The 13,054-nt window shown below is 70.0% G+C and carries 10 protein-coding genes; 3 read left to right on the top strand and 7 right to left on the bottom strand.

Annotated elements, in window-relative coordinates:
• Positions 1-49: 49 nt before the first annotated feature.
• From AC1PME_RS15695 to prpB, 7 genes are all read right to left on the bottom strand, one after another.
• A complete protein-coding gene (locus AC1PME_RS15695; RefSeq protein ID WP_307551887.1) occupies positions 50-2,269 on the bottom strand; it encodes a TonB-dependent receptor in 2,220 nt (739 codons plus the stop codon).
• Positions 2,270-2,801: 532 nt separating this feature from the next.
• The gene (gene prpF / locus AC1PME_RS15700) at positions 2,802-3,995 is read right to left on the bottom strand and encodes a 2-methylaconitate cis-trans isomerase PrpF (protein WP_254458853.1); all 1,194 of its coding nucleotides are present in this window, start codon (positions 3,993-3,995) and stop codon (positions 2,802-2,804) included.
• 37 nt (positions 3,996-4,032) lie between these two features.
• Entirely contained in the window at positions 4,033-4,536 is a 504-nt protein-coding gene (locus AC1PME_RS15705; protein WP_481096389.1) for an SRPBCC family protein, read from the bottom strand.
• A 30-nt stretch (positions 4,537-4,566) separates the two neighbouring features.
• Positions 4,567-7,182: a Fe/S-dependent 2-methylisocitrate dehydratase AcnD gene (gene acnD, locus AC1PME_RS15710; protein WP_481096390.1), complete on the bottom strand. Its 2,616-nt coding sequence runs from the start codon at positions 7,180-7,182 to the stop codon at positions 4,567-4,569.
• Between the two features lie 283 nt (positions 7,183-7,465).
• Positions 7,466-8,629, bottom strand: coding sequence for a bifunctional 2-methylcitrate synthase/citrate synthase (gene prpC / locus AC1PME_RS15715; protein ID WP_254458856.1), 1,164 nt, complete (start codon positions 8,627-8,629; stop codon positions 7,466-7,468).
• A 40-nt stretch (positions 8,630-8,669) separates the two neighbouring features.
• Entirely contained in the window at positions 8,670-9,275 is a 606-nt protein-coding gene (locus tag AC1PME_RS15720) for a DUF1003 domain-containing protein (RefSeq protein WP_481096391.1), read from the bottom strand.
• Between the two features lie 31 nt (positions 9,276-9,306).
• Positions 9,307-10,194, bottom strand: coding sequence for a methylisocitrate lyase (gene prpB / locus AC1PME_RS15725; protein ID WP_481096392.1), 888 nt, complete (start codon positions 10,192-10,194; stop codon positions 9,307-9,309).
• A gap of 118 nt (positions 10,195-10,312) precedes the next feature.
• Between prpB and AC1PME_RS15730 the strand changes: the two genes are divergently transcribed.
• From AC1PME_RS15730 to imuA, 3 genes are all read left to right on the top strand, one after another.
• Positions 10,313-11,554, top strand: a complete 1,242-nt coding sequence (locus AC1PME_RS15730) for a citrate/2-methylcitrate synthase (protein ID WP_481096393.1) — start codon at positions 10,313-10,315, stop codon at positions 11,552-11,554.
• Positions 11,555-11,816: 262 nt separating this feature from the next.
• The gene (gene lexA, locus AC1PME_RS15735; RefSeq protein ID WP_481096394.1) at positions 11,817-12,425 is read left to right on the top strand and encodes a transcriptional repressor LexA; all 609 of its coding nucleotides are present in this window, start codon (positions 11,817-11,819) and stop codon (positions 12,423-12,425) included.
• Positions 12,425-13,045, top strand: a complete 621-nt coding sequence (gene imuA / locus AC1PME_RS15740) for a translesion DNA synthesis-associated protein ImuA (protein WP_254458859.1) — start codon at positions 12,425-12,427, stop codon at positions 13,043-13,045. Before lexA ends, imuA begins: the two co-directional genes overlap by 1 nt.
• Positions 13,046-13,054 lie beyond the last annotated feature (9 nt).

Consider the following 13,054-nt stretch of genomic DNA (forward strand, 5'->3'; position numbering starts at 1 on the left):
CCGCCGGCATGATAGCCGGCGGTCGGTCTTGCAACGGCGAGGCCGCGGATCAGAAGTTGGCGCGGAACTGCGCGCCGACGATGCGCGGATCGTTGATGAAGCCGGTGAGGTTGTTGAAGTCGATCGCACCGGTGGCGCGGATCTGGTTGGTGCAGTTGCGGCAGAACACCGAGACCTCGTACGCGCCGGCGCCCCAGTTGTAGCCGATCTTGGCACCGCCCTCGAACAGCGGCTGGCCGACGAACTCGCGCGAGTCGTACAGGAAGAAGTTGATCTCGCTGCGGTAGGACCAGTCGGTGAAGAAGAAGAACTCGGCGTCGTCGCCGACCGGGATGCCGTAGCGCAGGGTCGCGTTGCCCATCCACTTGGCCGCCTGCGGCAGCACGTTGCCGTCGATCAGCGCGCGGCCGGAGGCGTTGATCGGATCGGTCACGGTGCAGGTGCGGCACACGCCCACCGACAGCGTCGGATCCTCGATGCGGGTCCAGTTGTAGGCGCCGCCCAGGGTCACGCGCAGGTTCTGGCTCAGCAGCGCTTCGAAGTCGAACTCGGCGCCGCGCGCCTTGGAGGCCTTGGCGTTGAGCAGGCGCACGTCGTTGGAGGCGCCGCCGACCGCGGTCAGCTGCTGGTTCTTCACCCGGAAGTCGTAGACGTCGAAGCTCAGGCGCGCGCGCTTGTCGAACAGGTCGGACTTGATGCCGATCTCGTAGGAGTCCACGGTCTCCGGCGCGGCCACGGTCAGCGGCGCGGTGGCCGACGGCACGCCGAAGCTGGCGCCGCGGAAGCCGCGGGCGGCGCGCGCATAGACGTTGACGTCGTCGTTGATCGTGTAGGTGGCGCTGAGGTCGCCGGTGACCTTGGAGTTGTCGGTGCTGCCGGTGGAGGGCTGCTGCAGGGTCACCCGGTCCAGCGCGAGCACGTCGAAGGTCTTCTTGTCGTAGGTGTAGCGGAGGCCGGCGCGCAGGTCCAGGCGCTCGGTGGCCGCGTAGTTCAGCGAGCCGAACGCCGCCCACGAGGTGTTGCGCTGGCGGGTCAGCTGGTAGCTGGACAGGGTGCCGCCGGCCAGGGTGTTGTAGGTGTAGTTCTCGCCTTCCACCGAATCGTGGAAGTAGTACAGGCCCGCCTGCCAGTTCAGCGGACCGGTGTACTGCGACTCGGCGCGCAGTTCCTGCGAGTACTGGTCCAGGTTCTTGATGCCGCCGGCGGTCTCCACCGGGAACGGGATCACCCCGGGGCCGGACGGCGGCGCGAACACCGCGCCGTAGCCGCCGTCGATGTCGCCGCGGCTGTAGTACTTGCCGATGCCCTCGTAGCCGGTGATCGAGTGCAGCACGATGTCGCCCAGGTCCCAGGTCAGGTTGGCGCTGCCGCCGTAGGTCTGCAGTTCCTGGGTGTTCTTGCCGTCGATGGACACCTTGTCCGGATCGAAGCCGGCGACCAGCTGGTTGGTGCCCGGCTGGAAGATGTTGGCGCGGAACAGCCGCGCGGTGCCGTCGAGGTGGCGCGCGTGGGCGTTGAACAGCGCGCTGAAGTCCTCGCCCGGCTGGAACAGCAACTGCAGGCGCACCGCCGAGTCCATGTAGCCTTCGAAGGAGCGGTTGTCGATGGTGTTGTCGACCCAGTCGCCGCGGCGCTGACCCAGCGCCGACAGGCGCGCGGCCCACTTGTCGCCCATGGCCACGCTCAGGCCGGTTTCCATGGTCATGGTGCCGTAGGTGCCGTAGGACAGGCTGGCATAGCCGTCGTTGGCGCCGATGGTCGGCTTGACCGAGTTGAACTTGACCACGCCGGCGGGGGTGTTGCGGCCGAACAGCGTGCCCTGCGGACCGCGCAGCACTTCCAGGCTCTGCAGGTCGAAGATCGGGAAGCCCTTCAGGAACGCGTTCTCGGCGACCACGTCGTCATAGATCAGCGACACCGGCTGCGAGGCGTAGGTGTTGAAGTCGGTGTTGCCGTAGCCGCGGATGTAGAAGCGCGGGAACACGCGGCCGTTGGACGACTCGACGTTGAGGCTGGGCGCCTTGCCGGCCAGCACGCGCACGTCCGAGCCGCTGGTGGCGATGGCGTCCAGGTATTCCGGGCGCAGCACGCTGGCCGACACCGGCACGTCCTTGGAGTCTTCCGCACGGCGCTCGGCGGTGACCTTGACCGTGTCCAGACGGGCGACCCCGTCGGTGCTGTCCGCCTGCTGGGCGACGGCGGGGAACGAAAGCGCGGAAACGACGGCGATGGCAAGCGCACTGGCGCGCAACGACCAACTGGCAGACATGGGAACTCCGGGGTGGGTGGACGTAGTCGGGAGCGCGCCGAGTCCTTGCCGCGCCGCAGCATAATTAACACAAAATATACATCCTGTGGCGACTGGCGTCACGTTGGGGTGGCGGGATTTGGGATTGGGGATTCGGGATTGGCAACAGCGGGGGCTGGCGCTGGCGCCGTATCTGCCCCTGGGACCAACTTTCCTCCCCGGCATTGCGGCAACTGCCTGTCGTCGCGTCGGGACTGAAGTCCCTCCCACAATGTTTGCCTGCGCGTGACGCATCCGCTGGCGCAATGCCCACTTGTGGGAGCGGCTTCAGCCGCGACGCGGGATGCGATGGCCTCGCCGCCTCCTTGAGACGATTGCCCCGCATTGCGGCAGCCGCCTGTCGTCGCGTCGGGACTGAAGTCCCTCCCACAATGTTTGCCTGCGCGTGACGCATCCGCTGACGCGCTGCCCACTTGTGGGAGCGGCTTCAGCCGCGACGCGCGATGCGGGCCGCCACTCCAGCCCTGAGACACTCAAGACCGAGGCACTCGCCTCAGCCGGCCGCAGTCTCTGGCACTCGCACCCAGCCTTCCATCAACACGCGCGCGCTGCGGCTCATCAAGGCCTTGGTGACGGTCCACTGGCCGTCCACCTGGCGCGCCTCGGCGCCGACCCGCAAGGTGCCGGAGGGGTGGCCGAAGCGCACCGCCGTGCGTTCGCCGCCGCCAGCGGCGCGGTTGACCAGGGTGCCGGGGATCGCCGCAGCGGTGCCGATCGCCACCGCCGCGGTGCCCATCATCGCGTGGTGCAGCTTGCCCATCGACATCGCCCGCACCAGCAGGTCGATGTCGGCGGCCGCCACCGGCTTGCCGCTGGAGGCGGTGTAGTCGGCCGGCGGCGCGACGAAGGCGACCTTGGGCGTGTGCTGGCGCGTCGCCGCCTGCTCCAGCGTGTCGATCAGGCCCATGCGCAGCGCGCCGTAGGTGCGGATCGTCTCGAAGCGCTGCAGCGCCTGCGCATCGCCGTTGATCGCGTCCTGCAGTTCGGTGCCGCGATACCCCAGCGCCTGCGCCTCGAGGAAGATGGTGGGAATGCCGGCGTTGATCAGGGTCGCCTGGAACGTGCCGACGCCCGGTACCTCCAGCGTGTCGACCAGATTGCCGGTGGGGAACATGGCGCCGCCGGCGCCGTCCTCGTCGGCGGCGGGGTCGAGGAATTCCAGCGCGATCTCCGCCGCCGGAAAGGTCACTCCGTCCAACTCGAAATCGCCGGTCTCCTGCACCGCGCCGTCGGTCATCGGCACCTGCGCGACGATGGTCTTGCCGATGTTGGCCTGCCAGATCCGCACCGTGGCGACGCCATCGCGCGGAATCCGTGCCGGATCCACCAGCCCTGCGGCGATCGCGAACGGCCCCACCGCCGCGGAGAGGTTGCCGCAGTTGCCGCTCCAGTCCACGAACGCGCGCTCGATCGCCACCTGGCCGAACAGGTAGTCCACGTCGTGCCCGGGGCGCGTGCTCGGCGCCACGATCACGGTCTTGCTGGTGCTGGAGGTGGCCCCGCCCATGCCGTCGATCTGCTTGGCGTAGGGATCGGGGCTGCCGATCACCCGCTGCAGCAGCGCATCGCGCGCCGGGCCCGGCGTCTGCGCCGCCGCGGGCAGGTCCTGCAGGCGGAAGAACACGCCCTTGGAAGTGCCGCCGCGCATGTAGGTGGCAGGGATGCGGAGTTGCGGAGCGTGGGCCATGGCGGTTCCGGTGCGTGTGCGAAGAAAGGACGGTGGATCAGGGCAAATCGGGAATCTCGGGCTCGACCAGCTGCGTCAGCAGGGTCAGCGACTCCTGCCAGCCCAGATGGCATCCCGCCACCGGGATCTGCGGCGGGATGCCCTCCTGCACGATCTCCAACGCGGTGCCGCAGGCCATCGGGCGCAGCCGCACGGTCACGATCATCTCGCCGGGCAGGTCCGGGTTGTCGAAGCGGTCGGTGTGGCGGATCAACTGGCCGGGCACCAGTTCGAGGTAGGTGCCGCCGAAGACGCTGCTGGTGCCGGTGCCGAGGTTGGTGAAGCGCATGCGGTAGCTTCCGCCCACCCATGCGTCCAGCGCGTGCACGGTGGCGATGAAGCCGTGCGGCGGCAGCCATTTGACCAACGCCGCCGGTTCCAGGAAGGCACGGTAGATGCGCTCGGCAGGCGCGCGCAGCACGCGTTGCAAATGGACGGTCCCGGTGGTGGCGACGGATGTGGGCATGGCGGTCTCCTCGGCGGTGGCGGGCGCGGCCAGCATGGCACGCCCCCGATGACAGCGGCAGCCGGCTCAGGCGCTACGGGCCTCCTCGAGGAAATCCTGGGCGAAGCGCTGCAGCACGCCGCCGGCCTCGTAGATGGACACTTCCTCGTTGCTGTCCAGCCGGCACAGCACCGGCACGTCCACCACGGCGCCGTCCTTGCGCACGATGCGCAGGGTCAGCGTGGCGCCCGGGGTGCGCGTGCCGACCACGTCGAAGGTCTCGCTGCCGTCGATGCCCAGGGTCTTGCGCGTGGTGCCCGGCAGGAACTGCAGCGGCAGCACGCCCATGCCGATCAGGTTGGTGCGATGGATGCGCTCGAAGCCCTCGGCGACGATCGCCTCGACCCCGGCCAGGCGCACGCCCTTGGCCGCCCAGTCGCGCGAGGAGCCCTGGCCGTAGTCGGCGCCGGCGATCACGATCAGCGGCTGCTTGCGCGCCATGTAGGTCTCGATCGCCTCCCACATGCGCAACACCTGCCCGTCCGGCTCCAGCCGGGTCAGCGAGCCCTGCTGCACCTGGCCGTCGACCACCGCCATTTCGTTGATGAGCTTCGGGTTGGCGAAGGTAGCGCGCTGCGCGGTGAGGTGGTCGCCGCGATGGGTGGCGTAGGAATTGAAGTCCTCTTCCGGCACGCCCATGTGTGCCAGGTATTCGCCGGCGGCGCTGTCGGCCAGGATCGCGTTGGACGGGGACAGGTGATCGGTGGTGATGTTGTCGCCGAGCACCGCCAGCGCGCGCATGCCGCGCAGCGTGCGTTCGCCGGCCAGCGCGCCTTCCCAGTACGGCGGGCGGCGGATGTAGGTGCTGCGCGGGCGCCAGGCGTACAGCGGCGCCGCCGGCGCGCCCTGCTCCACGCGCACGTTGAACATCGGCGCATAGACGCGGCGGAACTGTTCCGGCTTCACCGCCGCGCGCACCGCCGCGTCGATCTCGGCATCGCTGGGCCAGATGTCCTTCAGCCGCACCTCGCGCCCGTCGGCGTCGGTGCCCAGCACGTCCTTCTCGATGTCGAAGCGCACGCTGCCGGCGATGGCGTAGGCGATCACCAGCGGCGGTGACGCCAGGAACGCCTGCTTGGCGTAGGGATGGATGCGCCCGTCGAAGTTGCGGTTGCCCGACAGCACCGCGGTGGCGTACAGGTCGCGCTGCACGATCTCCTGCTGGATGCGCGGATCCAGCGCGCCGCTCATGCCGTTGCAGGTGGTGCAGGCGAAGGCGACGATGCCGAAGCCCAGCGCCTCCAGGTCCGGCAGCAGGCCGGCTTCCTCCAGATACAGCTGCACCGCCTTGGACCCGGGCGCCAGCGAGGTCTTCACCCATGGCTTGCGAGCCAGGCCGCGCGCGCGCGCATTGCGCGCCAGCAGGCCGGCGGCGATGACATTGCGCGGGTTGGAAGTATTCGTGCAACTGGTGATGGCGGCGATGATCACCGCACCGTCGGGCATGCGCCCCTGCGCCTGATCGGCCTGGCCGGCGGCCAGCTTGGCGGCGTCGGCGATGCCGCGTGCGGCCAGCTCGCTGGTCGCCACGCGCTTGTGCGGGTTGCTGGGGCCGGCCATGTTGCGCACCACCTGCGACAGGTCGAAGCGCAGCACGCGCTCGTATTGCGCGGTGGCCAGCGCCTCGGCCCACAGCCCGGTGGTGCGCGCGTACTGCTCCACCAGCGCCACCTGCGGTTCCTCGCGCCCGGTCAGGCGCAGGTAGTCCAGGGTCTGCTGGTCGATGTAGAACATCGCCGCGGTGGCGCCGTATTCCGGACACATGTTGGAGATGGTGGCGCGGTCGCCGATGGTCAGCGCGGCGGCGCCTTCACCGAAGAATTCCAGGTACGCGCCGACCACGCGCTCCTGGCGCAGGAACTCGGTCAGCGCCAGCACCACGTCGGTGGCGGTGATGCCCGGCTGCGGCCTGCCGCTCAGCTCCACGCCGACGATGTCCGGCAGGCGCATCCACGAGGCGCGGCCGAGCATCACGCTCTCGGCTTCGAGCCCACCGACGCCGATCGCGATCACGCCCAGCGCGTCCACGTGCGGGGTGTGGCTATCGGTGCCCACGCAGGTATCGGGGAAGGCGACGCCGTCGTGCACGTAGATCACCGGCGACATCTTCTCCAGATTGATCTGGTGCATGATGCCGTTGCCCGGCGGGATCACGTCCACGTTGCGGAACGCGCGCTTGCTCCAGTCGATGAAGTGGAAGCGGTCCTCGTTGCGGCGATCCTCGATCGCGCGGTTCTTGGCGAAGGCCTGCGGATCGTCGCCGCCGCACTCCACCGCCAGCGAGTGGTCGACGATCAACTGCACCGGCACCACCGGATTGACCTTGGCCGGGTCGCCGCCCTGCTCGGCGATGGCATCGCGCAGCCCGGCCAGGTCCACCAGCGCGGTCTGGCCGAGGATGTCGTGGCACACCACGCGCGCCGGAAACCACGGGAAATCCAGGTCGCGGCGGCGCTCGATCAGTTGCAGCAGCGCAGCGTGCAGCAGGTCCGGATCGCAGCGGCGCACCAGGTTCTCGGCGAACACGCGCGAGACATAGGGCAAGCCGGCGTAGGCGCCTGGACTGATCGCATCGACCGCGGCGCGCGCGTCGAAGTAGTCCAGCGAGGTCCCCGGAAGGGATTTACGGTAGTGGCTGTTCATGGCTGGCTACAGTAGAAAAAGCGAAGACAGGACCCTTCTCCCACCGGGAGAAGGTGCCCCGAAGGGGCGGATGAGGGTACGGGCGAAGCCTGGTGCCGTCGGATCCTTCATGAGGGCGGATGAGGGTACGGGCGAAGCCTAATGCCGTCAGATCCTTCATGAGGGCGGATGAGGCCACGAGCGCAGCCTCGAACACCACGAGGCTGCGCTCGTACCCTCACCCCCGCCCCCTCTCCCGGAGGGAGAGGGGAGTGTCACTCGGAGTAGAGGGCGTGTCGGCGCATCACTTGCGCTGGTCGATCGGCACGAACGCCTGATCCTCCGGCCCCACGTAGTTCGCGCTGGGGCGGATGATCTTGCCGTCGACGCGCTGTTCGATGATGTGCGCGCTCCAGCCGGCGGTGCGGGCGATCACGAACAGCGGGGTGAACATCGCCGTCGGCACGCCCATCATGTGGTAGCTGACCGCACTGAACCAGTCCAGGTTGGGGAACATCTTCTTGATGTCCCACATCACCGTTTCCAGGCGCTCGGCGATGTCGTACATCTTGCGGCTGCCCTGCGCCTCGGACAGCTCGCGCGCCACGTCCTTGATGATCTGGTTGCGCGGGTCGGACACCGTGTACACCGGGTGGCCGAAGCCGATGATGACTTCCTTGCGCTCGACCCGCGCGCGGATGTCGGCCTCGGCCTCGTCCGGGGTGTCGTAGCGCTTCTGCACCTCGAAGGCGACCTCGTTGGCGCCGCCGTGCTTGGGCCCGCGCAGCGCGCCGATGCCGCCGGCGATGGCGCTGTACATGTCGCTGCCGGTGCCGGCGATGACCCGGCAGGCGAAGGTGGAGGCGTTGAACTCGTGCTCGGCGTACAGGATCAGGCTGGTGTGCATCGCCTGCACCCATTCCTCGTGCGGCTTGAAGCCGTGCAGCAGGCGCAGGAAGTGCCCGCCGATCGAGTCGTCGTCGGTTTCCACCTCGATGCGCCGGCCGTTGTGGCTGTAGTGGTACCAGTACAGCAGCATCGAACCGAGGCTGGCCATCAGCTTGTCGGCGATGTCGCGCGCGCCGGGATGGTTGTGGTCGTCCTTCTCCGGCTGCACGCAACCCAGCACCGACACGCCGGTGCGCATCACGTCCATCGGATGCGCCGACGGCGGCAACTGCTCCAGCGCGGCCTTGACCGCGGCCGGAATGCCGCGCAGCGAGCGCAGCTTGGCCTTGTAGCCGCGCAGTTCGCTGTTGCTGGGCAGCTTGCCGTGCACCAGCAGGTAGGCGATCTCCTCGAACTGGCTGCTGCGCGCCAGGTCCAGGATGTCGTAGCCGCGGTAGTGCAGATCGTTGCCGCTGCGGCCCACCGTGCACAGCGCGGTGTTGCCGGCGGCGGTGCCGGACAGGGCCACCGATTTCTTCGGCTTGAAGGCAGGGGCGGTCTGCGAAGCGGTGTCGTTCATGGCGAATCTCCCGGTGTTGCGGTCGGATGGACGCAGTGGATCAGGGGGCGTGCGGCGCCGGCGGCCAGGCCCCGGCGCGCTCGAGCAGTTGCTGCAGCATGGCGATCTGGCGGTTCTGCAGGTCCACCAGCGTCGCCCAGTCCTGCTCGCGCAGTTGGTTGAGCTTCTCGTGCACCTGCAGGATCTCCAGCTCGGCCTTGATGTTCACTTCGTAGTCGTTCTGCGCGTGCAGGCGGTCCACCGCCGCCTGGCGGTTCTGGCTCATCATGATCACCGGCGCCTGGATCGCCGCCAGGCACGACAGGCACAGGTTGAGCAGGATGTAGGGATACGGATCGAAGGCGTGCGCCAGCACCAGGCTGTTGAGCGCGATCCAGCCCAGCAGCACCACGCCGAAGCCGATGATGAAGCCCCAGCTGCCGCCGATCGCGGCGACGCGGTCGGCGATGCGCTCGCCCAGCGAACGCTCGCGGTCGGCCTGCTTGACGATGTCGCGGGCCACGTGGCGCTTGGCGATGAAGCGCTCCACCACCTCGCGCTCGGCCTCGGACAGCGTGTCCAGTTCGGTCTGCAGCAGGTGCCGCGCGGTCTGGCGGCGGTCGATGCGGCTGCGCAGGAATGCAGACGCGCTGGCTTGGGTATTCATGGACGCACTCGGGCAGGAAAATCGCCGCCGATCATGCGCCCTTGCCGGCGAACAGCGCATCCAGGCGCTGCTCGAAGGCGTGGTAGCCGATGCGCTCGTACAGCTCCTCGCGGGTCTGCATGCGCTCCAGCACCGCCTGCTGGTGGCCGTCGCGACGGATCGCCGTGTACACGTCCTCGGCGGCCTTGTTGGCGGCGCGGAACGCCGACAGCGGGAACAGCTGGATCGCCACGCCGGCCGCGGCCAGTTCGTCGCGGGTGAACAGCGGGGTCTTGCCGAACTCGGTGATGTTGGCCAGCACCGGCACCTTCACCGCGTCGACGAAGCGGCGGTAGGTGTCCAGGTCGTAGGCGGCCTCGGCGAAGATGCCGTCGGCGCCGGCTTCCACGCAGGCGATGGCGCGTTCGATCGCCGCGTCCACGCCCTCTGCCTGGATCGCGTCGGTGCGCGCGATCAGGAAGAAGTCCGGATCGGTCTTGGCGTCGGCCGCGGCCTTGACCCGGTCGACCATCTCGCCCTGGCTGACGATCTCCTTGCCCGGACGGTGACCGCAGCGCTTGGCGCCGACCTGGTCCTCGATGTGGCAAGCGGCCGCGCCGGCCTTGATCAGTGCCTTGATCGTGCGCTCGATGTTGAACGCGCTCGGCCCGAAGCCGGTGTCGATGTCCACCAGCAGCGGCAGCGGGCACACGTCGGTGATGCGGCGCACGTCGATCAGCACGTCGTCCAGGGTGTTGATGCCCAGGTCCGGCAGGCCCAACGAGCCGGCGGCGACGCCGCCGCCGGACAGGTAGATCGCCTTGTAGCCGGCACGCTGCGCCAGCAGCGCATGGTTGGCGTTGATCGCGCCGATCACCTGCAACGGCGCTTCGGCGGCCAGGGCGGCGCGGAAACCGGCGCCGGGGGAAACGAGGGACATGGACGGCTCCTGACGAAGAGGCGGCGGCGCCCGCCGGGCGTTCCGCGATGGGCGCCAATCTGGCACTCTCGCCGGCACGGATCAATCTTGATTCAATGAATCAACCTATCATCCCTTCATGTCCGACAGCCCCGACCGCAACCTGATCTCCGCCGCGGAGGCCTGCGCCCTGCTCGGCATCAGCAGCGCCACCCTGTACGCCTACGTCAGCCGCGGCCTGCTGAGTTCGCGCGCCGGCGCCGACCACCGCAGCCGCGCCTACCTGCGCGCGGAAGTGGAGCGGCTGGCGCAGCGCAAGCGCGCCGGCCGCGGCGCCGCGCGTGGCGCCGCGCAGAGCCTGGACCGCGGCCTGCCGGTACTGGAGACGCGGATCTCGCTGATCCGCCCCGACGGCCCCTACTACCGCGGACGCTCGGCGGTGGCCATGGTCCGCGCCGGCGCCAGCCTGGAGGACGTCGCGCGGCTGCTGTGGGACTGCCCGGAGGGCGAAGACCCGTTCGCCAGCGCACCGGTCGCGCCGTGGCCGGCGGTGGTGGCGCCGCTGGCCGGGCATGCCGCGCTGCCGCCGCTGGAACGCGCCATGGCCTGCATCCCGCTGCTGGCCCTGCACCTGCGCCAGTCGCTCAACGCCGCCCCCGGCGTGCGCCGCGAGAGCGCCGCCACCCTGCTGCTGCAGACCGCCGCGCTGCTGGTCGGCACCGCAGCGGACGCGCGCCCGGTGCATCGCCTGATCGCCGACCATTGGCGTCCCGGCGACGCCGGCTTCGCCGAACTGGTACGCGCCGCGCTGCTGCTGTGCGCCGACCACGAACTCAACGTCTCCGCCTTCGCCGCCCGCGTGGTCGCCTCCACCGGCGCGCCGCTGCACGCCACCGTCAGCGCCGGCCTGGCCGCGCTGTCCGGCCCGCGCCACGGCGGCGCCACCGCACGTGCCCACGCCCTGCTGCGCGACGCCCAGGACGCGCCCAGCGCCGCCGCCCTGATCGCCGAACGCTGGCAGCGCGGCGACGACCTGCCCGGCTTCCACCACGCCCTGTACCCGGACGGCGATCCGCGCGCGGCCGAAGTGCTGCGCCTGCTGCGCGCACGCTGCGCCGGCAGCGCGCGCATGCAGCACGTGGAAGCGGTGATCGCCGCCGCCCAGGACTGCAGCGGCCAGCGCCCGAACATCGACTGCCTGCTGGCCGCGCTCTGCTTCGTCCACGACCTGCCCGCCGTGCACGCCCTGGTGCTGTTCGCCGCCGCCCGCCAGGCCGGCTGGCTGGCGCACGCCCTGGAACAACAGGCCCTGGGCAAGCTGATCCGGCCACGGGCGCGCTACACCGGGGCGATGCCGGAGGATGGTGGCGCGCGCGACTGAGACAACGGCCGGGACACGCCAAACGCGCTTCGGCGACAAGTAGACAGGTACGGCCTGCAGGTGTATCTAAAAACCGCCAACGGCAAAGACCAAGACCTCGGCCGGCATCGGCACCTGAGCGCAGTCGCCGCCCTCCCAATGCCACGTGAACGAGCCAGCCTGACCAACGGATTGCGCCGGCGCATCGGAAGAACCGCGCCATCCAACACGTTCAGCAAGGCCACCTCGCCAAGGCCTTGCTCGCGGTGTACAAATGTACACCATGCTCCCCCTGTCCTCGCAGCGCGCCGCCATCCTCGCCTACGTCCACGCCTGCATCGAGCAGGACGGGCGGCCGCCGAGCCTGGCCGAGATCGCCGAACGCTTCGGCTTCGCCTCGCGCAATGCCGCGCGCAAGCACGTGCAGGCGCTGGTCGAGGCCGGGCTGCTGGCGCAGGTGCCGCAGCAGGCGCGCAGCCTGCGCCCCGCGCAAGCCGGCAACCGCAGCGAACTGCTGCAATTGCCGGTGCTGGGCCGGGTCGCCGCCGGTGCGCCGATCGGCGCCGACATCGGCCTGGACCAGCAGTTGCGCCTGGACCGTGCGGTGTTCGCGCTACGTCCAGACTACCTGCTGCGGGTGCAGGGCGACTCGATGATCGACGACGGCATCCTCGACGGCGACCTGGTCGGCGTGCGTCGCGCCGCTGACGCGCGCAACGGCCAGATCGTGGTGGCGCGGCTGGACGGCGAACTCACCATCAAGCGCTATCGCGCCGATGGCGACGGCATCGCGCTGCTGCCGCGCAATCCTGCCTATGCGCCGATCGTGGTCGGCCCCGGGCAGGACTTCGCCATCGAAGGGCATTACTGCGGCCTGATCCGGCCCGGCTGATGGCCGCCGTCGTCGCCCTCGACCGCCTGCTGGCCGAGCGCCGGGTCTGGCGCGGCCAGCCGACCGCGCTGCCGCCCAGCGCGCAGCCCACCGGGCACGCCGCGCTGGACGCGGTGCTGCCGGCGCGCGGCTGGCCGGAGATGGCGCTGACCGAACTGCTGCACGCCGCCGACGGCATCGGCGAACTGCAGGTGCTGTGGCCGACCCTGGCGCGGCTGTCGCAAGGCGGCGGGCGCATCGTGCTGGTCGATCCGCCGTACCTGCCCTACCCCGCCGCCTGGGCCCAGGCCGGGGTGGCGCTGGCGCAGGTGCAGATCGTCCGCGCCGGCGCGGACGCGGCCTGGGCCGCCGAGCAATGCCTGCGCGCGGGCAGTTGCGCGGCGGTGCTGTGCTGGCCGGGACTGGCCGCCGACAAGACCCTGCGCCGGCTGCAGGTAGCGGCCGAGACCGGGCGCACCCTGGGCTTCGCCTACCGGCCGCTGAAGGCCGCGGCCAATCCGTCGCCGGCCGCGCTGCGCCTGGCCATCGACGCCGCACCGGCGCAACTGCGCGTGCTCAAGTGCCGCGGTGGCCTGCCGCCGGCGCAGCCGATCGCCCTGTCCGCCCTGGCGGCCGGGTGAGGCCGCCCC

This window comes from Xanthomonas sp. NCPPB 901, assembly GCF_056725085.1.

What these genes read in the sequence shown, in the direction of transcription:
- AC1PME_RS15695 (WP_307551887.1), bottom strand. Translation starts at nt 2,269, where the DNA reads ATGTCTGCCAGTTGGTCGTTGCGCGCCAGTGCGCTTGCCATCGCCGTC.
- AC1PME_RS15705 (WP_481096389.1), bottom strand. Translation starts at nt 4,536, where the DNA reads ATGCTGGCCGCGCCCGCCACCGCCGAGGAGACCGCCATGCCCACATCC.
- AC1PME_RS15730 (WP_481096393.1), top strand. Translation starts at nt 10,313, where the DNA reads ATGTCCGACAGCCCCGACCGCAACCTGATCTCCGCCGCGGAGGCCTGC.
- prpF (WP_254458853.1), bottom strand. Translation starts at nt 3,995, where the DNA reads ATGGCCCACGCTCCGCAACTCCGCATCCCTGCCACCTACATGCGCGGC.
- prpC (WP_254458856.1), bottom strand. Translation starts at nt 8,629, where the DNA reads ATGAACGACACCGCTTCGCAGACCGCCCCTGCCTTCAAGCCGAAGAAA.
- acnD (WP_481096390.1), bottom strand. Translation starts at nt 7,182, where the DNA reads ATGAACAGCCACTACCGTAAATCCCTTCCGGGGACCTCGCTGGACTAC.
- AC1PME_RS15720 (WP_481096391.1), bottom strand. Translation starts at nt 9,275, where the DNA reads ATGAATACCCAAGCCAGCGCGTCTGCATTCCTGCGCAGCCGCATCGAC.
- lexA (WP_481096394.1), top strand. Translation starts at nt 11,817, where the DNA reads ATGCTCCCCCTGTCCTCGCAGCGCGCCGCCATCCTCGCCTACGTCCAC.
- imuA (WP_254458859.1), top strand. Translation starts at nt 12,425, where the DNA reads ATGGCCGCCGTCGTCGCCCTCGACCGCCTGCTGGCCGAGCGCCGGGTC.
- prpB (WP_481096392.1), bottom strand. Translation starts at nt 10,194, where the DNA reads ATGTCCCTCGTTTCCCCCGGCGCCGGTTTCCGCGCCGCCCTGGCCGCC.